At 73.4% G+C, this 17,565-nt stretch carries 17 protein-coding genes and 1 pseudogene; 8 read left to right on the top strand and 10 right to left on the bottom strand.

Annotation, left to right across the window (positions count from 1 at the left end; genetic code table 11):
* Positions 1–91: 91 nt before the first annotated feature.
* Positions 92–2,164 carry a SpoIIE family protein phosphatase gene (locus AB0O53_RS25960; protein ID WP_365198604.1) on the top strand — a complete coding sequence of 691 codons (2,073 nt, stop codon included), beginning with the start codon at positions 92–94 and terminating at the stop codon, positions 2,162–2,164.
* On the opposite strand, the gene AB0O53_RS25955 is transcribed toward AB0O53_RS25960, so the two are convergent.
* The 5 genes from AB0O53_RS25955 to AB0O53_RS25935 form a co-directional block, all read right to left on the bottom strand.
* Positions 2,161–2,904: a class E sortase gene (locus tag AB0O53_RS25955; RefSeq protein WP_365198601.1), complete on the bottom strand. Its 744-nt coding sequence runs from the start codon at positions 2,902–2,904 to the stop codon at positions 2,161–2,163. The two genes, AB0O53_RS25960 and AB0O53_RS25955, sit on opposite strands and share 4 nt — an antisense overlap.
* A 166-nt stretch (positions 2,905–3,070) precedes the next feature.
* Positions 3,071–4,744, bottom strand: a complete 1,674-nt coding sequence (gene abc-f, locus AB0O53_RS25950; RefSeq protein WP_350995598.1) for a ribosomal protection-like ABC-F family protein — start codon at positions 4,742–4,744, stop codon at positions 3,071–3,073.
* Between the two features lie 148 nt (positions 4,745–4,892).
* Positions 4,893–6,410, bottom strand: coding sequence for a glycerol kinase GlpK (gene glpK, locus AB0O53_RS25945; RefSeq protein ID WP_350995596.1), 1,518 nt, complete (start codon positions 6,408–6,410; stop codon positions 4,893–4,895).
* A 95-nt stretch (positions 6,411–6,505) separates the two neighbouring features.
* Positions 6,506–7,366: an MIP/aquaporin family protein gene (locus tag AB0O53_RS25940; protein WP_350995594.1), complete on the bottom strand. Its 861-nt coding sequence runs from the start codon at positions 7,364–7,366 to the stop codon at positions 6,506–6,508.
* Positions 7,367–7,593: 227 nt separating this feature from the next.
* Entirely contained in the window at positions 7,594–7,764 is a 171-nt protein-coding gene (locus AB0O53_RS25935) for a hypothetical protein (RefSeq protein ID WP_350995592.1), read from the bottom strand.
* A 258-nt stretch (positions 7,765–8,022) separates the two neighbouring features.
* Here AB0O53_RS25935 and AB0O53_RS25930 point away from each other — a divergent pair, with 258 nt between their 5' ends.
* Positions 8,023–8,433: a hypothetical protein gene (locus tag AB0O53_RS25930; RefSeq protein WP_350995590.1), complete on the top strand. Its 411-nt coding sequence runs from the start codon at positions 8,023–8,025 to the stop codon at positions 8,431–8,433.
* Positions 8,434–8,538: 105 nt separating this feature from the next.
* Here AB0O53_RS25930 and AB0O53_RS25925 read toward each other — a convergent pair whose 3' ends face one another.
* The 4 genes from AB0O53_RS25925 to AB0O53_RS25910 all read right to left on the bottom strand — a co-directional run bounded on the left by AB0O53_RS25925 (position 8,539) and on the right by AB0O53_RS25910 (position 11,342).
* Positions 8,539–8,892: a DUF3618 domain-containing protein gene (locus AB0O53_RS25925; protein WP_365198594.1), complete on the bottom strand. Its 354-nt coding sequence runs from the start codon at positions 8,890–8,892 to the stop codon at positions 8,539–8,541.
* Positions 8,889–9,302, bottom strand: a complete 414-nt coding sequence (locus AB0O53_RS25920; RefSeq protein WP_350995586.1) for a phage holin family protein — start codon at positions 9,300–9,302, stop codon at positions 8,889–8,891. The genes AB0O53_RS25925 and AB0O53_RS25920 overlap by 4 nt, the downstream gene beginning before the upstream one ends.
* Before the next feature lie 132 nt (positions 9,303–9,434).
* Positions 9,435–10,544 (bottom strand): YihY/virulence factor BrkB family protein, encoded by a 1,110-nt coding sequence (locus AB0O53_RS25915; RefSeq protein WP_365198590.1) that lies wholly within the window; start codon positions 10,542–10,544, stop codon positions 9,435–9,437.
* 60 nt (positions 10,545–10,604) lie between these two features.
* Entirely contained in the window at positions 10,605–11,342 is a 738-nt protein-coding gene (locus AB0O53_RS25910; protein ID WP_350995582.1) for an SDR family oxidoreductase, read from the bottom strand.
* 124 nt (positions 11,343–11,466) lie between these two features.
* Here AB0O53_RS25910 and AB0O53_RS25905 point away from each other — a divergent pair, with 124 nt between their 5' ends.
* On the top strand, positions 11,467–12,051 hold the full coding sequence (locus AB0O53_RS25905) for a TetR/AcrR family transcriptional regulator (RefSeq protein WP_350995580.1): 585 nt from the start codon (positions 11,467–11,469) through the stop codon (positions 12,049–12,051).
* 185 nt (positions 12,052–12,236) lie between these two features.
* Here the strand turns inward: AB0O53_RS25905 and AB0O53_RS25900 are convergent, their stop codons facing one another.
* A complete protein-coding gene (locus AB0O53_RS25900) occupies positions 12,237–12,665 on the bottom strand; it encodes a CBS domain-containing protein (RefSeq protein ID WP_350995578.1) in 429 nt (142 codons plus the stop codon).
* A 413-nt stretch (positions 12,666–13,078) separates the two neighbouring features.
* Here AB0O53_RS25900 and AB0O53_RS25895 point away from each other — a divergent pair, with 413 nt between their 5' ends.
* The 5 genes and pseudogenes from AB0O53_RS25895 to AB0O53_RS25875 form a co-directional block, all read left to right on the top strand.
* A complete protein-coding gene (locus tag AB0O53_RS25895) occupies positions 13,079–13,462 on the top strand; it encodes a VOC family protein (RefSeq protein ID WP_350995576.1) in 384 nt (127 codons plus the stop codon).
* A 133-nt stretch (positions 13,463–13,595) separates the two neighbouring features.
* On the top strand, positions 13,596–14,033 hold the full coding sequence (locus AB0O53_RS25890; protein ID WP_350995574.1) for a DUF4259 domain-containing protein: 438 nt from the start codon (positions 13,596–13,598) through the stop codon (positions 14,031–14,033).
* Between the two features lie 466 nt (positions 14,034–14,499).
* Positions 14,500–15,819 (top strand): bifunctional o-acetylhomoserine/o-acetylserine sulfhydrylase, encoded by a 1,320-nt coding sequence (locus AB0O53_RS25885; RefSeq protein WP_365198584.1) that lies wholly within the window; start codon positions 14,500–14,502, stop codon positions 15,817–15,819.
* A 107-nt stretch (positions 15,820–15,926) separates the two neighbouring features.
* Positions 15,927–17,003 carry a homoserine O-acetyltransferase MetX gene (gene metX, locus AB0O53_RS25880; protein ID WP_350995570.1) on the top strand — a complete coding sequence of 359 codons (1,077 nt, stop codon included), beginning with the start codon at positions 15,927–15,929 and terminating at the stop codon, positions 17,001–17,003.
* A 45-nt stretch (positions 17,004–17,048) separates the two neighbouring features.
* Positions 17,049–17,409, top strand: a pseudogene (locus tag AB0O53_RS25875) (arylsulfatase); the annotation flags it as partial.
* Positions 17,410–17,565 lie beyond the last annotated feature (156 nt).

The following is a 17,565-nucleotide window of genomic DNA, read 5'->3' as shown; positions in this document are numbered from 1 at the left end:
TACGAGTGGGCCGGCCCGAGCCCCGCCATGAGGTCCGGCTCCCGGATGACGGGCACAATGAGGAGAGACCTCGATCGAAGGGGGACCTCCGATGCCAACGGACCGGCCAGGGGGTGCGGACGACGACACCCCTGGTCCGATCCGGTCCGAACCGGGGTCGCTGCTGGAACACGTGTCGGTGGCCGTGTTCGGCATGGACGACGAGGAGCGCGTCCGCTACTGGGGCCCGGGCGCACGGAACCTGTTCGGTTACAAGGCCGAAGAGGTGCTGTCCCGGCCGGCCTCGGTCCTCTTCCCCGACCCGGCTCCGGGCGCCCCGGGCGGGGCGGCCCGGCTGCTGGAACGCGGCCGGAGCCTGGGCTACTGGCGGGTCCGGATGCCCGCCCGGCACCGCGACGCCGGGGTCTTCGACTGCGGCTTCCGGGTGTTCCCGGTCACCGGGACCGCGGGCGACTCCGTGCTCATGGGCCTGGCCAGCAGGGGCGACGAGCTCGACCGGGTCAAGACGAACCTGGTCTTCCTCGACGCCCTCTTCGAGACCTGCCCGATCGGCCTGGTCATGCTCGACGAGGAGCTGCGGTACGTCCACCTCAACCAGGTGCTGGCCGACATGGACGGGCTCCCGGTCCTGGAGCACCTCGGGCGGCGCATGACCGACATCATGATCACGTCCGACGGCGGCGAGTACGAACGCATGCTGCGGGCCGTGGCCGAGAAGGGCGACCCCCTGGTCGGCGCGCTGGTCGGGCTGCGCACACCCGGCCGGCCCGACCGGGACCAGGTGCGCTCCGTGAGCTTCTTCCCGCTGAGCGGCGCGGGAGACACCCGGCCCGGCGTGGGCGGACTGCTCGTCGACGTGACCGACCGGGAACAGGCGCTGCTCGAAGCGACGGCCGCCCGGCAGCGCCTCGACCTCCTGGACCGCGCGTCGGCCCAGGTCGGCACCACTTTGGACGTGGAGGTCACGGCCCGCGAGCTGATCGACGCCGTCATGCCCGACTTCTGCGACGGCGCCGTCGTGGAGATGGTCGAGTGGATGTACGAGGACGAACGGTTCGACCCCGCGCTGCCGCTGACCACCCGCCGGATCGCCGCCGACACCGTCCTCCCGCCGCCCGCCCCCGAGCTGGTCGGCGGCCTGGAGCGGATCACGTACCCGCCGGGCTCCGGCATCCACCAGATGCTGAGCAGCGGCCGCCCGCTCTCCGTCGTCGTCGACGAGGCCTTCGCGACCCGCACGGCCGCCCACCAGGACCGGGCCCGCCTGCTGCTCGACAGCGGTCTGGGCGGGATCGTCCTCGCCCCGCTCATCGCACGGGGCACGGTCCAGGGCATCGCCATGTTCGGCCGGTCCACCGACCGCCCGGCCTTCAGCGAACAGGACGTCACCCTCGCCGGCGAGCTGGCCTCCCGCGCCGCCCTGTGCCTGGACAACGCGCGCCTGTACGGCCGCGTCCAGGACATCGCACTGACCCTCCAGCGCGCCCTGCTGCCGAGCGCCGTGGCATCCGGCGCCCACGTGAGCGTCGCCCACCGCTACCTCCCGGGCAGCCGGATCACGGAGGTCGGCGGCGACTGGTACGACGTGATCAACCTGCCGGGCGACCGGGTCGCGCTGGTCGTCGGGGACGTCATGGGGCACGGCGTACCGGCGGCCGCGTCGATGGGTCGGCTGCGCATCACGGCCAAGGCCGTGGCCGCCCACAGCCGCACCCCCGAGGCGCTGCTCACCGAGCTGGACACGTGCGCCCAGGAGTCCGGCATCCAGCTGGCCACCTGCCTCTACCTCGTCTACGACCCCCACACCGGCCGTGCCCGCATCGCCAACGCCGGCCATCCGCCGCCCCTGCTGCGCCACCCCGACGGCACCGTCCGGACCATCGGCGCCGGCCTGGGGATCCCGCTGGGGGTGGGCGGCGTCCCCTACCGGTCGTCGGCGATCGACCTGCCCGAGGGTGCGGTCCTCGCCCTCTACACCGACGGCCTCATCGAGGCGCGGGGGCAGGACATCGAGGCCGGGCTCGACGCGCTGCGGGAACAGTTGCGCACGGTGACCGGGCCCCTGGAGGAGGCCGCCGACCGGATCATCGCGAACCTGCTGCCCGCCGAGGCGACCGACGACACGGTCCTGGTCCTGGCCCGGATCCGCCGCGCCGCACCCTAGGGCGCGGCCGTCGTCCCGCGCAGGACGCCGACCTTGTCGATGCGGTGCTCGGGGTTGCCCTGGGCGTCGCTCCAGAAGTTCCCCTCGGCGTGGTCCTCCGGAGTCGCGCAGGTCGAGATCGTGATCATGGCTTGGGTGGGGGTCGCTCCGGGTTCACCGGGCACCGCCGCCCGCTGTTCGTCGAGGGAGCGCTGCGACCGGAAGGACGTCTTGCGGGTCGCGGTGATCTCGTAGGTGTACCGCACCCCGCCCGCCGTCACGGTCACCGTGTCGCCCTCGCCCACGGCGGGCAGGTCCCGCAGCGGTCCACCGGCCGACAGGCGGTGCGCGGTGACCAGGAAGTTCCCCACCTGGCCGGGTCCGACGCCGCCCTTCTTCCCGTACGGGCTGGCCGCGTGCCCGCGGTCCTGGATGCGCGTGCCGGGCACGTCGTCGGTGGTGCCCTCGTACGGCACCACGCGCAGCCCGGATATCCCGGCGGAGGGTATGGACAGCGTCGACTCCCGGGTGCGGGCGTCGGCGGGATCCTGGGCGGGCGTGGCCGCGGGGGCCTGCGCGGCGGTGGCCGCGGGCAGGGCGGACGCCGGGCCGGTGGCCGGGGCGGCGGTCGCGGAAGCCGCGGCCGTCCGGGGCGGCGCCGCGGGACCGGCGGCGGCCGAGGGCCCGCAGGCCGCCAGCAGGGCGGTCACGGCGCCGGCGAGTACGACGGGCACGGCTCGGGACGGGAACGACGGGGGCATGGGCGCATCCGTGGGGGTCGGTCGCCCGGGTCGAGCGGCAGGTGGGTGACCCGGTTGACGGCCAGGGTGACATACGGAGCAAGAGGTCCATAAGGGTCCGGGGCTGTGACCTCCCTCCCCGCCCCCGGCGGGGAGGGAGGTACCGGGGGCGGGGAGGGGACCGCGGTCAGTGCCTGCGGCCGGCGTGCAGCTCCAGGTGCTCCCCCGGGAACCGCCGGCGGAAGCCGCGGTCGTGCGAGACTGCGACCACCGCTCCCGGGTAGGCGGCGAGGGCCGCCTCCAGGTCCTCGACCAGGTCGAGGGCGATGTGGTTCGTGGGTTCGTCCAGCACCAGGAGGTCCGCCGGCCGGGTCACCAGGTTCGCGATCTGAAGGCGCCGCTGCTGGCCCGCGGACAGCGCCGCGACCGGCACGTGCAGGTCCTCCTCGCGGAACAGGCCGAGCGCCAGCAGCGGCCCCGCATGTTCCTCCGGCGGGCCGGGCCGGCCGGCCGCGAAGGCGGCGAGCAGCGGGAGCCGGGTGGAGCGGGCGGGCAGCTCCTGCGCGAGGTACCCGATCCGGGCCGGGCGGCGCACGGTCCCCGCGTCGGGCTCCAGGTCGCCCGCGAGGACGCGGAGCAGGGTGGTCTTGCCGGCCCCGTTCGCGCCCGTGACCAGCAGGCGCTCGCCCGGCGCGACGGCCAGCAGTCCGTCGAGGCGCAGCCGGTCCCCGACGGCCACGCCGTCGAGTTCGGCGAGCGGGGCGGCGGCGTCCGGGTCCCCGCTGCGGGCGGCGTCCTGGTCCCGGTCGTCCGCGGCGGGCAGTGCCGCTGTGAACCTGAGGGGCTCCGGCGGCGCCGCCACCGGGTTGCGCCGCAGGTGGGCCAGCCGCTCCCGGACGGCCCGGACCTGTCCGCCGAGCTTGGCCTCGTGCGACCGGCGGTGTTTGCCGAAGCCCTGCCGCGGGTCCTTGCCGGTGGTGGCCAGGCGCTTGGCTGCGGCTCCGAGCAGCTCTTCGCCACGGCCGACCTCCGCGCGCCAGTCCGCGTGCTCCTGCTCCGCGCGCCGCCGGGCGGCCGCCTTCGCGGCGCGGTAGCCCGGCCAGCCGTCGCCGTACCGGTGCACGGTGCGCGTATCCCGGTCGACTTCGAGGATGGTGGTGGCGATGCGTTCCAGGAAGCCGCGGTCGTGGGTGACGGCGACGACGGTGCCCCGGTGGCCGCGCAGGTGTTCTTCGAGCCAGTGCACGGCCGGGGCGTCGAGGTGGTTCGTGGGCTCGTCGAGGAGCAGCAGCTCGGGGGCGGCGGCCAGTACGCAGGCGAGCGCGAGCCGGGACTGCTCCCCGCCGGAGAGCGAGCCGAGGGCACGGTCGCGGGTGGTCCCGGCGAGCCCGAGGCCGTGCAGGGCGGCGTCGACGCGGGCGTCCGCCTCGTAGCCGCCGCGTTCCTCGTACGCGGTCAGCAGCTCGCCGTAGGCGTCGAGGGCGGCGGGGGACGCGTCGGCGAGGCCCTCCTCCGCCGTCCGCAGTCGTCGCTCCATGTCGCGCAGGTCCGCGAGGGCGAGGTCGACGGCGTCCTGCACGGTGTGGCCGGGGTCGAGGTCGAGGGTCTGGGCGAGGTGTCCGGTCCCGCCGGGGAAGCTGACGGTGATCTCGCCGGTGTCGGGCGGTTCGGCCGCGGCGAGGAGCCGCAGCAGGGTGGACTTCCCGGAGCCGTTCTCGCCGATGACGGCGGCCCTCTCGCCGGGGCGGACGGTGAAGGAGACCTGGTCGAGGACGGTGCGGGTGCCGTAGGACTTGGTGACGTCCTTGACGGACAGCTGTGCCACGGCAGCGGGCACGGCGGTGTGGGCGCGTTCGCGCATGGGGCTTTCCCTGGTGACGTGAAGGGTCGACGGGCGGCGGAGGCGGCGGGGCCGCCGGACCCGGACTCAGGGGAAGCGGTAGAAGGACATGCGTCGACCATAGCAAGACGATGCGTCTCGTCTCAACCGATTTACGCCGCCTCCGCGGCTATTCGACCTTGGCCCAGTCGAGGGTGCGCTCCACCGCCCGCTTCCAGCCCTCGTACCCTTCCGCGCGCCGCTCCTCGGACCACTGGGGCTCCCAGCGCTTGGACTCCTGCCAGTGGGTGCGCAGTTCGTCCGTGTCCCGCCAGAAACCGGTCGCGAGGCCGGCGGCGTAGGCGGCGCCGAGCGCGGTGGTCTCGGCGACGACGGGACGGCTGACCGGTACGCCGAGGACGTCGGACTGCGTCTGCATGCACAGGTCGTTGGCGGTGACCCCGCCGTCGACCTTGAGCACGTCGAGGTGCACGCCGGAGTCCTGCTCCATGGCTTCCACGACGTCACGGCTCTGGTAGCAGATGGCCTCCAGAGTGGCCCGCGCCAGATGGCCGTTGTCGTGGTAGCGGGCGAGGCCGACGATGGCGCCGCGGGCGTCGGAGCGCCAGTACGGGGCGAACAGACCGGAGAAGGCGGGCACGAAGTAGATGCCTCCGCTGTCCTCGACCGTGCGGGCCAGGCGTTCGCTCTCGCCGGCGTCGGTGATGATCTTCAGCTGGTCGCGCAGCCACTGCACGGCGGAGCCGGTGACCGCGATGGACCCTTCGAGGGCGTAGACCGCCGGGCTGTCGCCGAACTGGTAGGCCACGGTGGTCAGGAGCCCGTGCTGTGAGCGCACGAGTTCCGTCCCGGTGTTGAGGACGAGGAAGTTGCCGGTCCCGTACGTGTTCTTCGCCTCGCCGGGCGCGAAGCAGACCTGGCCGACGGTGGCCGCCTGCTGGTCGCCGAGGACGCCCGTGATGGGAATGGCCTCCCGCAGCGGCCGGGAGGTGCGGGTCCGTCCGTACGCCTCGGGGTGGGAGGACGGGTTGATCGTGGGCAGCATGGACCGGGGAATGCCGAAGAAGCCGAGCAGTTCGTCGTCCCAGTCGAGGGTCTCCAGGTCCATGAGCATGGTGCGGCTGGCGTTGGTGACGTCCGTGGCGTGGACGCCTCCGTCGGGTCCTCCGGTCAGGTTCCACAGCACCCAGCAGTCGGTGTTGCCGAAGAGGGCGTGGCCCTTCTCCGCGGCCTCCCGCACCCCGTCGACGTTCTCCAGGATCCACTGGATCTTGCCGCCGGAGAAGTAGGTGGCCGGGGGCAGCCCCGCCTTGCGGCGGATGACGTCGCCCTGGCCACCGCGCTCCAGCGCCGCGGCGATGGAGTCCGTACGGGTGTCCTGCCAGACGATGGCGTTGTAGTACGGGCGGCCGGTGCGCGGGTCCCAGACGACGGTCGTCTCGCGCTGGTTGGTGATGCCGACGGCAGCCAGATCGGAGGCGTCGAGGTTGCCGTGCCGCAGGGCGTTCTGGATCACCGAGTTGGTGCGCTCCCAGATCTCCACCGGATCGTGTTCGACCCATCCCGAGCGCGGGAGGATCTGGGAGTGCTCCAGTTGGTGCCTCGCCACCTCGTTGCCGGCATGGTCGAAGATCATGAATCGGGTGCTCGTGGTGCCCTGGTCCACCGCGCCGACGAAGTCAGCCATGGGGTGCGCCTCCTCTGGGGGTTCCGCGTGTGGGGGGTTCCGCGTGGGGGGCCCAGCCGGGACGGACGGCCGCGGCCGGTCCGTCCCGTGCGCGGTCAGCCCTTCTCCGGCTCCGGTTCGGGTTCCGGCACGAGTCCGGGGGGCTCCGCCTCGGCCTCCGGCAGGAACCGGCCGATGAGGACCTTGTAGAGGCCCCCGCCGAGCACGGCGCCGATGAACGGGCCGACGATCGGAACCCAGAAGTAGAGCTGCCCGTACTGGTCTCTCCATGCGGTGCCGTAGCCGGTGAGATAGCTGGCAAGTCGGGGGCCGAGGTCACGCGCCGGGTTGATCGCGTATCCGGCGTTCGTGCCCCACGCCATGCCGATCGCCACGACGATCAGACCGACGATGAACGGGGCGAGGTTGGCGCCGGGCGGCGTGCCCAGCAGATCCGTGACGGCGAAGATCAGCAGGAGCAGGATGGCGGTGCCGATGATCTGGTCGCGCAGTGCGCCCCACTCCGTCACCGGCAGGTTCGTGTTCCCGTTGGACGGGAGGGTGGAGAAGACGCCCTGCGTCTTGATGGTGTGGCCGGGGTCGGCCGCGGCCAGCGCCTCGGTGTAGTTCCAGCGGACGATCAGGGCGCCCACGAAGGCACCGGCCACCTGGGCCAGCGCGTAGGGGCCCACCTTCTTCCACGGGAAACCCTTGAACGCGGCCAGTGCGACGCTCACCGCCGGATTGAGGTGAGCACCGCTCAGCCTCGCCGCGACGTAGACGCCCAGGGTCACTGCGAGACCCCAGGCCCAGGCAATGCTGTCGTGGTTTCCGAGGCCGCCGGCGGGATCCGTGAGGGCTCCACCGGCGACCACCTGGGCCACCACACCACAGCCGAACAGGATGAGGACCATGGTGCCGGTGAACTCGGCGAAGAGTTCGCCGACCAGCCCCGATCCCTTGAGGCGCTCCGTCATGGGTGCCCGCTTCCCGCCGGGCCGAAGACCGGCTTCGAACTGTCCCGAGTGCTTCGTGCGACCGCAGGGCGGCCCTGCCGCGCCGCGGGTACCTCGTTCCTCCCTCGTCCGGCGGATCCGCCGCGGATGTGACAGGGCCCGGCCGGGGTGACTACAGGCTCCGGCCGGGCCCTGCGTGCGTGGGGTGATGCTCAGGAGCGGCGCTGGTGCGGCTCAGCGGCTCCGGGTCAGAAGGCGTCGCCCTGCGGGCCGTCCTCGCGGGACTCGCCCTCGTGGCCCGGCCGACGGGACGGCCGGCGGGGCTCGGGATGGACCGGATCCAGTCCGGGGCCCTGCGGGCGCCGCTGCTCCTCGCGGCCCTTGCCCGGTTCCTGGCGCTTGTCCTTCATTCCGCCCATGACGGCAGACTCCTTCTGAGGGGGGTGAGGATCCCTCGGATCCGTCGGATTCCGCGGATCCCCCGGTCTTCTTCCCCCTCACGCTGACACGGCCGGTCACTTTCCGCATTATTTCGACTACGAGACGCGGTCGACGCGGTGCGCGTGCGGCGGGGCAGGGGTCGGCCGGGTACGGGTCGGCGGGGTCAACGTCCGAGGACCGGGTAGGCGCCGGGCGTGTCCGGCGGATCGCCCGGGCGCGGAGGCAAGGAGCGACCCATGATTCTCGTTCTCGGACTCGTCATTCTGATCGCGGCGATCGTCGTCGGCCTGGCCGGCGTCTTCGGCAACGCCGGTGCGGGACACGAACTGGGCGCCGGAGGCGATTTCTCGGTTCTCGGCTACCACGCCACCGGTTCGACCGGATCCCTCTTCCTGAGCGGAATCGTCGTCGGAGCTGCGGCCCTCCTGGGCCTGGCCCTGGTCGTGATCGGCGCCCGCCGCTCCGCCCGGCGTTCGGCACGGGCCCGACGGGAACTCGACGCGGCCCGGCGCGAGGCCGTCGCCGCCGACCGCGCGGGCGAGGGTGGCCCCGTACGCGACGACACGGGTACGGACACCGGGCCTCGGGCGGCCGACGCCCCACGGAGCCGCGGCCACTGGTTCGGCCACCGCGCCGCGCCGCGCTGATCCGCCGGCCGGGCGGGGACGGTTCGGCCACCGCCGCCCCGCGATCGCCGGGGCCTACGCCCCCGCACCCGGGGCCGTCAGCGGTGTCAGCGGCGTCAGCGGTGTTCAGCGGTGTCCGCAGCCGCGCCGCACCAGCAGGAAGACGACCAGGGCCGCGCAGCCGGCCACGAGCAACGGCTTGGGGTGGGCTCGTACCGCCGTCGCGGCCCGGCCCGCGGTGTCCAGCACCGGCTCCGGCGTCGCGTCCTTCACCAGCTGTGCCGTGTGCGCGGCCTTCTCCTGGATCAGGTCGCTGACCTGCGCGGTCTTCTCCTTGGCCTGCGCCTTCACATCGGCCTTGCCGGCCAGCGCCTCGATCGTCTGCCCCAGTTCGTCACGCGTGCGCTCGACCTGTGCGCGCAGTTCGTCGGGCGTGGCCGCACCGGCACCGGGCCGGGTTCCGTCGGGTTCCCGCGTCATCGCTGCGCCTTCTCCCTCATCACGGCCAGATCGGCCTTGACGCTGTCGATGGTCCGCGCCGGAACGGGGGCGCCGGCTTCGGCCACCTGCTTCTTCCCCGCCAGGGCCAGCACGGCGGCGACGGCGGCGAGCACCACCGCCACGATCAGGGCCGCGGCCCACACCGGCAGCACCAGCGCGAGGGCCGCGATACAGGTCACCGTCAAGGCCTGGGAGGCCAGGAAGCCGAGCAGGCCGGCCCCGCCGAAGAGGCCGCCGCCCTTGCCGAAACGCTTGCCCTTCTGCGTCATTTCCGCCCGCGCCAGCTGCATCTCCTCGCGGACCAGCTCCGAGATCTGCCGCGAAGCGCGCGAGACGAGCACGCTCACGGATTCATCGGCCACGTGGGTCGGTCGCTCTATCGTGCTCATGCCGAGTATCCCCTTCACGATGCACATGCCTCTGTCGAGGCGCGCCTACCCGGTAAACGCCCCCGCACCCACGGATCTGCCCGTCCGGCCCCCGGGCCGCCCGGTCACCTGTCACCTGTCACCTGTCACCTGTCACCTGGCCAGGCGTCGACGGTCCCCTGCGTTCCACGCACGCGTGTCGCGCGGCCGGACGTACGGCTCCTCGCCCTCGGGCAGCCCTCCCGCCACCGCCCGCTGACGGGACAGTTCCGCGTCGAACTCCAGCCCCAGGAGGACGGCCAGGTTGGTGATCCAGAGCCAGACGAGGAAGACGACGACGCCGGCGACGGCTCCGTAGGTCTTGTTGTAGGAGGCGAAGTTCGCGACGTAGAACGCGAAGCCGGCCGAGGCGATGGCCCAGATCAGCAGGGCCAGGAGACTGCCCGGCGTCACCCACGTGAATCCGCGGCCCTTGGCGTTCGGCGCCGCCCAGTAGAGAAGGGCGATCATGACCGTGACGAGGAGGACGAGGGCCGGCCACTTCGCGATCGACCACACCGTCAGGGCTCCGTCGCCGATGCCCAGGGCCGCACCCGCCTGGCGCGCCAGGCCGCCGGTGAACACGACGATCAGCGCGCCGGCGCAGGCGAGGAGCACCAGTGTGACGGTGAGGGCCAGCCGCAACGGCAGCACCTTCCACACCGGGCGGCCTTCGGGCACGTCGTAGACGGCGTTCGCGGACCGGATGAACGCGGCGACGTAGCCGGAGGCGGACCACATGGCCGCGACCAGACCGACGACCGCCATCAGCGACCCGACGCCGCTGCGGCCCTGCAGTTGCCCGACGGCATCCCGGATCACGTCACGGGCGGAGCCGGGCGCGAGCTGCTGGAGGCTGTCCAGCACCCGCGCGGCCGTCGCCTCGCCGGCCAGACCGAGCAGTGAGACGAGGACCAGGAGGGCGGGGAAGATCGCCAGCACTCCGTAGTAGGTCAGGGCCGCGGCCCGGTCGGCCAGCTCGTCGTCGCGGAACTCCCGGGCCGTGCCCCGGAGCACCGCCCGCCAGGCACGGGCGGGAAGCTCGGCGGGCCGGTCCGGGGCCCGCTCCTCGACCAGCGCCCCCGGTCCGGCGTCGGCGTCGTGCCCGGCCGCGTGCTCGGGCTCACACCCGGCGCCGATGTCGGTCCCGGTGTCGGTGTCGGTGTCGGTGTCGGTACGCGATCGGTCGCCGCGGTGGTGGCCTTGGTTCGGTGGACGTGTCATACCCACCGGTTGTCCGCCCCCGCGCCACTCATGTCCCCCGGCCCGGATCCTGCGGCGCGGTCAGGCCTGCACGGTGGGCCGGACGACGATCTCGCTGACGTCGACCCCGTCGGGCTGCTCGATCGCGTAGGCGATGGCGGAGGCCACGGCGGAGGGCGGCATGGCGATCTCGTCGCGCTGCCGGATCATCGCGGCCGCGACCTCCGGGCTCGCTCCTCTGCCCACTCCCCCGGTGTGGGTGAAGCCGGGCGAGACGAGGGTGACGCGCAGGTCGGGGCCGGACTCCTGGCGGAGGCCCTCCGTCAGCACCTTCACCGCCGTCTTGGTGGCCGCGTAGACGCCCTGCGGGGGCTTGACGACGTAGGCGGCGGTGGAGCCGATGTTCACGAACTGGCCGGAGCGCTGGCCGCGGAAGACGGGCAGCGCCGCCCCGATGCCGTTGAGCAGGCCCGTGATGTGGGTGGCGACCATGGCGTCCCAGTCGTCCTGGCGCAGGTCGTCGAAGGGTGAGACGGCCATCGTGCCGGCGTTGGAGACGAGGACGTCGAGCCGGCCGAACCGGGCGACGGCGGTGTCCGTCAGCCGCTGGAGGTCCTCGCGGCGCGTGACGTCGACGACGACGCCGGTGGCGGTGCCGCCCCGGGCCGTGATGCCGTCCACGACGGCGTTCAGCCGGTCGGCCCCGCGCGCGCCGAGTACCAGCCGGGCGCCGCGTTCGGCGAGGTGGACCGCGGTCGCCTCCCCGATACCGCTGCTGGCACCTGTGATCGCGACGACCTTGCCCCGGATACCCGACATGACCGGCTCCCTCATTGACCTAGAGTGAAAGCGGGGAGTCCCCCATTTAGCGTCAGGCTAAGTGGGGAGTCCCCCACTTAGCAAGCCGATGGGCACTCGATGACGAGAGGGGACGGCGAGACCGATGGCCAACGGAGCGGAGCGACCGTTGCGTGCCGACGCACGGCGCAACAGGGAGAAGATCCTCGCCACTGCCGCGCGCGTGTTCACGGAGCAGGGGCTGGACACACAGATGGAGCGCATCGCCAAGGAGGCGGGCGTGGGCAGCGCCACGCTGTACCGGAACTTCCCCACCCGGGAGGCCCTGGTCGAGGCGGTCTACCGCAATGAGCTGGCGCACCTGTGCGAAGCGGCGCCGGCCCTGCTCGCGAGCCGGGACTCGCCCACCGAGGCCCTGCGGGCCTGGACGCGACTCTTCCTCGACTACGTGACCGCCAAATACGGCATGATCGACGCCCTACGGGCCATCGCCGCGACGGGGGGCAACCCGTACGGCCAGAGTCGGGAGATGATCCGGGCCGCCATCACCACGCTCATGGACGCGTGCGCGGCCGCCGGGGCGATCCGTACCGACATCGGCCCCACCGACGTCGCCGCCGCCCTCGAAGGCATCGCCCTCACCTCGGCCGGCGCGGAGCACCGCCCACAGGCGGAGCGCCTGCTCGACCTCACGTTGGACGGTCTCGCCGTACGGCACCCGGCCGCGTGATGGCGGGGGGAGGCCACCACGCGGCCCGGGTCCGTTCGCGGGGGTCCGCGCCGCTCACCGCCGCGGACCCCCGTGAACACGCTTATGGCCACTCCTCCGGGGCCCAAACCCCCGGATCACGGCTCCTTCTCACGGAGGGCGGAAGCACCCGCCTCCGGCCGGCCCGGCCGCCGCCCTCTCGACCGTCACCCGTCGCGGTCGTCCTCCGCCGCCGCGATGGAGGCGAGGGGCGAACCCGGGTCCCGTTCGACTTCCAGGTCACCGAGGGTGACGATGCCGACGAGCTCGCCGCTCCCGTTCCGCACGGGCAGCCGCCGCAGTGCGTGCCGGCGCATGAGGTCGACCGCCTCGTCGACGTGGTCGTCGGGCCCGACCGTGCGCGGTTCGGCGCTGCAGATCGCCTGCACGGTCGTCTCGACTGGGTCACGGTCCTCCGCCAGCCCGCGGACGACGAGGTCGCGGTCGGTGAGGATCCCGCAGAGCCTGCCCCGGTCGACGACCAATACGTCCCCGATGCCCGCGTCCCGCATTACCCGGGCCGCTTCCGCCAATGAGGTCAGGCGCTCCACGGTCACCGGGTTGCGCGTCATCACCTCGTGCACTCGTCGGGTCATCGGTCCTCCCGATGGTCGAAGCCGCCGTGCGACACGGCACCTGCTGCGCCGCGCCTACCCGTCCACCGGCGAGGTAGGCCCGAGAGGCCCGAGACGGGCTGTTCCAGTATCCGGGGGAGGGCGGCGGGCCGCGCGCGGCGGCCCGGACCCGTGGACGAGCGGGCCCCGACCGGCGGGGGGGGTGGGCCGGTCGGGGCGGCCCCGGCCGGCCGGGGGGGAGGCGGGCCGGGGCGTCCTGGGCGGGGGGCGGGAGGGGCATCGCGCCGCCTCGACGGGGAGGCATCGCGGGCGCCGGATCGGGCCCGGGGACGTCAACCCTTCCCGCACCCCACGCAAAGATGAACGCTCAACAACCCCTCGTTGTTCCCGCAACCGGGTGGCACTCGGCACCAAGATCGGCAAGGGTGGCGCGCATGGTTTCGATATTGCAGAACGTAGCGATCGATTGCGCGGATGCCTACGAGCTGGCCCGCTTCTGGAGCGAGGTGACGGGCCGCCCGATCTACCCGGACTCCAAGCCGGGCCACCAGGAGACCCTGGTGATGCTGGCGGAGGGCCCGGTGCTGTACTTCAACCAGGTGCCCGAGCCCAAGACGATCAAGAACCGCATCCACCTGTGCCTGCGCCCCGAGACCACACGCGACGACGAGGTCGAGCGCCTGCTGGGTCTCGGGGCCACCCTCGTCACCGATCGCCGCGACCCCGACGGTTCGGGGTGGGCCGTCCTCGCCGATCCCGAGGGCAACGAATTCTGCGTCCTGCGCGGAGACGCCGACCACGCGCACGACGACTGCTAGGCCGCCCTCACCGCGTGGCCGAGCGGCCACGCGGCCACGCGGCCCACGGACGCGCACCAGGCATCCCACCGGCCGCGGCCCGTTGTCAGCGCCTGGTGCGAGGATCCCGGCGAACCTGCGTGAGGAGATCGGCATGGGCACCTGGGGCACCGGCCCGTTCGACAACGACACGGCCGCGGACTTCGCCGACGCGCTCGACGGTGCCGAGCCCGGCGCACGCGAGGCCATGGTCCGCGTCGTCCTCGTCCGGACCGTCGACGCCACCGGCCACCACTGGCAGGCCGACGAGGCGGTGGCGGCCGCGGCACTGGTCGCGGCCCAGTACCCGGGAGGCGAAGCCCTCGAGACGCACTACGGCCCGGAGACCCCCATGCCCGCCTTCTCCGCGGACCTTCGGGCGCTCGCCGACGAGGCCCTCGTCCGCGTGGCCGACGACGCGGACGGGCCTGCTTCGAACTGGGTGGACCCGGCGGACGGGAAGGAGTGGCGGGCCATGCTCGCCCGCCTTCGCGCGGTGCTCTACCCGCCGTCTCCCCTCACGCTCTTCGAGCTCCCGCCATACGGCGACTGACAGTCGTTCATCTGCCTTGCACAGCAGGGCCATTCGATCGACGCACCAACTCGATTGCAGGTGCTCCGCCGCGCCGTGCTCCGGCGGTTCGGCCGGAAGGCCTGGTGCAGGGTGCCCCGGTTGTGATTGTCTGGGGCCATGACCGTACTCGTGACCCGTCGCCACGTCGACTACGTGCGTGTCACGACCACGGGTTGTCCCGTCACCGTCTGACGCGGCGCCGCGCGGCTTCGTCCCGCGCCCTTCTCCCCGTACCCCGCGTACCCGTCGCCCGTCGTACGTGGTTCCCGCCATGCCCGGCCGCTCCGGGGCCCCGTGAACCCGGTGACCCGGTGACCGTGACCCCGGCGGCCTCCCACACGCGCCGCCCGCGCCCGTGACCCCCGTACCCCGCCGTACCTTCCCCTGCCCGGTGGCCGGCGGCTGTTTGCCGTCCCGCCGCTCGCGCTCGCCTCCGAGGAGATCCATGAGCCAGCACACCGACACCGCGAACCCGGCCTGGTCCTTCGAGACCCGGCAGCTCCACGCCGGCACCGCCCCCGACCCGGCCACCGGGGCCCGGGCGGTCCCGATCTACCAGACCACCTCGTTCGTCTTCCGCGACACCCAGCACGCCTCCGACCTGTTCTCGCTCGCCGAGCCGGGAAACATCTACACCCGCATCCACAACCCGACGCAGGACGCCCTGGAGCAGCGCATCGCCGCCCTCGAAGGCGGCGTCGCCGCCGTCGCCCTCGCCTCCGGCCAGGCCGCGGAGACCCTCGCGATCCTCAACCTGGCCTCGGCGGGCGACCACATCGTCTCCAGTGCCTCCCTCTACGGCGGCACGTACAACCTGTTCCGCCACACCCTGCCGAAGTTCGGCATCGAGGTGTCCTTCGTCGAGGACCCCGACGACCTCGACGCCTGGCGGGCCGCCGTACGGCCGCACACCAAGGCCCTGTTCGCGGAGACCCTCGGCAACCCGCGCGGCAACGTCCTCGACGTCCGTGGCGTGGCCGACGTCGCCCACGCGGCGGGCCTGCCGCTCGTCGTCGACAACACCGTGCCCACGCCGTACCTGCTGCGCCCCATCGAGCACGGGGCGGACGTCGTCGTCCACTCGGCCACCAAGTTCCTCGGCGGTCACGGCACCACCATCGGCGGCGTAGTCGTCGACGCGGGCACCTTCGACTTCGGCGCGCACCCCGAGCGCTTCCCCGACTTCACCGAACCCGACCCCAGCTACCACGGCCTGCGGTACTGGCCCGCTCTCGGCGCGGGCGCGTACGCCGTCAAGCTGCGGGTGCAACTGCTGCGCGACCTCGGCCCCGCCATCGCTCCGCACTCGGCGTTCCTGCTCCTGCAGGGCGTGGAGACGCTGAGCCTGCGCCTGGAGCGGCACTCGGCGAACGCCCTGGCGCTGGCGGAGTGGCTCGAACGGCGCGACGAGGTCTCGGCGGTGCACTACCCGGGCCTGCCGTCCAACCGCTGGTACGAGGCGGGGCGCCGCTACCTCCCGCGCGGCGCCGGCGCCGTACTCGCTTTCGAGCTGCGGGGCGGTGTCGAGGCGGGCCGCCGGTTCGTCGACGGCCTGGAGCTGTTCAGCCACCTCGCGAACATCGGTGACGTGCGCAGCCTGGTCATCCACCCGGCCTCCACCACGCACAGCCAGCTCGACGAGGCGCAGCTGGCCGCCACCGGCACCACCCCGGGGCTGGTGCGCCTGTCCGTCGGCATCGAGCACCCGGCCGACCTGAAGGCCGATCTGGAGGCGGGGTTCCGCGCCGCGAAGGAAGCGTCCTGAACCCGGAGGCACCGGCCCGAGCCACCCCGGGTCCCCCTCCCGCCACCGGTGCGTGGCGGGAGGGGGACCCGCCCGGCCGCCGCCGGTGGCACCGGTGCGCGGAGCCGATGGAGTTGGAGGCCGGCGGCGTACTCCCGCAGGTGCGGCTGGCGTTCGAGACCTGGGGGCGGCTCGCGCCCGACCGTTCCAACGCGGTCCTCGTACTGCACGCGCTGACCGGGGACAGCCACGTCGCGGGCGCCGCCGGGCCCGGGCACCCCACCGCGGGCTGGTGGGACGCGCTGGTGGGCCCGGGCCGGGCCCTCGACACCGACCGCTGGTTCGTGGTGGCGCCGAACGTCCTGGGCGGCTGCCAGGGAAGCACCGGCCCCGCCTCGGCGGGCCCCGGCGGGCGTCCCTGGGGCGGTTCCTTCCCGCGTCTGACCCAGCGGGACCAGGTGCGCGCCGAGGTCGGGCTCGCCGACGCGCTCGGCGTGGAGCGCTGGGCCCTGGTGATCGGGGGCTCGATGGGCGGGATGCGGGCGCTGGAGTGGGCTGTCGCGCAACCCGCGCGCGTGGCCTCCCTGTTGCTGCTGGCCTGCCCCGCGGCGGCCGGCGCGGACCAGATCGCGTGGGCCACCGCGCAGGTCCGCGCGATCCGCGCCGACCCCCATTGGCGGGGCGGCGACTACCACGAGGCGGGGCCGGGGCGGGGTCCGCACACCGGGCTGGGCCTCGCCCGCCGCATCGCGCACATCACCTACCGGTCGGCCGCGGAGCTGGAGGCACGGTTCGGCCACCGCGCCCAGGAGGGCGAACAGCCCTGGCTCGGCGGGCGGTACGGCGTCGAGTCCTACCTCGACCACCAGGCCGCGGGGCTCGTCCGGCGGTTCGACGCGGCCAGCTACGTCACCCTCGTCGAGGCCATGAACACCCACGACGTCGGGCGGGGCCGGGGCGGTACGCGCGCGGCCCTGGGCCGGGTACGGGCCCGGACGGTGGTGGCCGGGGTGGACTCCGACCGCCTCTACCCCCTCCTCCAGCAGGAGGAGCTGGCGGACGGCATCCCCGGCGCGGGCGGGGTACGGGTCATCCGCTCGCCGCACGGGCACGACGGGTTCCTGCTGGAGACCGACCAGGTCGCCGCACTGGTACGGGAACTCCTCGACGGCGCGCCTGACCGCGCCGGCCGCCGCTCCCCCTGACGGCCCCGCCCGGGGGCCGGCCGCCGGTCCGCCCGCACGGATCGGCGCCTCCCCCGCCCCCGCCGGCAGCAGTACCAGTACGTCACCGACGTCACGCCCACGCTCCTCGAACTCGCGGGCGTGCCGCGCCCGGGGCAATGGCGCGGACGGCCCGCCCAGGAGCCGGACGGCACCAGCTTCGCCCCCGTCCTCCACGACGGGGGGGCTCCCCAGCGCCCACACCGAGCAGTACTGCGCGATGTCGGGCAACCGCAGCCACTACCGCGACGGCCGCAAGCTCGTCACGCTCCACCGTCCCGGCACCCCCTACGACGACGGCGAATGGGCCCTCTACGACCTGCGCACCGATCCGACCGAGACCACCGACATCGCCCGGGACCACCCGGACGTGGTGAAGGAGCTGGCATACGACCCGGCGCTCGTGGCCCGCGCGCTGCGAGAGGCGGCCGCCACATTCGAGTGAAGATGCGCCGTATTTCATTTCACCAAGAGGCGTTGTATGTACGGCGGATGAAATCGGCATTCGCTTCAACGGATATCGACATCAGGGCCGTTGACACTC

This window comes from Streptomyces erythrochromogenes (assembly GCF_040684695.1).
Taxonomy (GTDB): domain Bacteria; phylum Actinomycetota; class Actinomycetes; order Streptomycetales; family Streptomycetaceae; genus Streptomyces; species Streptomyces erythrochromogenes_C.
Note: the sequence above shows the minus strand (reverse complement) of the source record. Positions and strands in the feature narration are given on the sequence as shown.

What these genes read in the sequence shown, in the direction of transcription:
- AB0O53_RS25960 (WP_365198604.1), top strand. Translation starts at nt 92, where the DNA reads ATGCCAACGGACCGGCCAGGGGGTGCGGACGACGACACCCCTGGTCCG.
- AB0O53_RS25955 (WP_365198601.1), bottom strand. Translation starts at nt 2,904, where the DNA reads ATGCCCCCGTCGTTCCCGTCCCGAGCCGTGCCCGTCGTACTCGCCGGC.
- abc-f (WP_350995598.1), bottom strand. Translation starts at nt 4,744, where the DNA reads ATGCGCGAACGCGCCCACACCGCCGTGCCCGCTGCCGTGGCACAGCTG.
- glpK (WP_350995596.1), bottom strand. Translation starts at nt 6,410, where the DNA reads ATGGCTGACTTCGTCGGCGCGGTGGACCAGGGCACCACGAGCACCCGA.
- AB0O53_RS25940 (WP_350995594.1), bottom strand. Translation starts at nt 7,366, where the DNA reads ATGACGGAGCGCCTCAAGGGATCGGGGCTGGTCGGCGAACTCTTCGCC.
- AB0O53_RS25935 (WP_350995592.1), bottom strand. Translation starts at nt 7,764, where the DNA reads ATGGGCGGAATGAAGGACAAGCGCCAGGAACCGGGCAAGGGCCGCGAG.
- AB0O53_RS25930 (WP_350995590.1), top strand. Translation starts at nt 8,023, where the DNA reads ATGATTCTCGTTCTCGGACTCGTCATTCTGATCGCGGCGATCGTCGTC.
- AB0O53_RS25925 (WP_365198594.1), bottom strand. Translation starts at nt 8,892, where the DNA reads ATGACGCGGGAACCCGACGGAACCCGGCCCGGTGCCGGTGCGGCCACG.
- AB0O53_RS25920 (WP_350995586.1), bottom strand. Translation starts at nt 9,302, where the DNA reads ATGAGCACGATAGAGCGACCGACCCACGTGGCCGATGAATCCGTGAGC.
- AB0O53_RS25915 (WP_365198590.1), bottom strand. Translation starts at nt 10,544, where the DNA reads ATGACACGTCCACCGAACCAAGGCCACCACCGCGGCGACCGATCGCGT.
- AB0O53_RS25910 (WP_350995582.1), bottom strand. Translation starts at nt 11,342, where the DNA reads ATGTCGGGTATCCGGGGCAAGGTCGTCGCGATCACAGGTGCCAGCAGC.
- AB0O53_RS25905 (WP_350995580.1), top strand. Translation starts at nt 11,467, where the DNA reads ATGGCCAACGGAGCGGAGCGACCGTTGCGTGCCGACGCACGGCGCAAC.
- AB0O53_RS25900 (WP_350995578.1), bottom strand. Translation starts at nt 12,665, where the DNA reads ATGACCCGACGAGTGCACGAGGTGATGACGCGCAACCCGGTGACCGTG.
- AB0O53_RS25895 (WP_350995576.1), top strand. Translation starts at nt 13,079, where the DNA reads ATGGTTTCGATATTGCAGAACGTAGCGATCGATTGCGCGGATGCCTAC.
- AB0O53_RS25890 (WP_350995574.1), top strand. Translation starts at nt 13,596, where the DNA reads ATGGGCACCTGGGGCACCGGCCCGTTCGACAACGACACGGCCGCGGAC.
- AB0O53_RS25885 (WP_365198584.1), top strand. Translation starts at nt 14,500, where the DNA reads ATGAGCCAGCACACCGACACCGCGAACCCGGCCTGGTCCTTCGAGACC.
- metX (WP_350995570.1), top strand. Translation starts at nt 15,927, where the DNA reads ATGGAGTTGGAGGCCGGCGGCGTACTCCCGCAGGTGCGGCTGGCGTTC.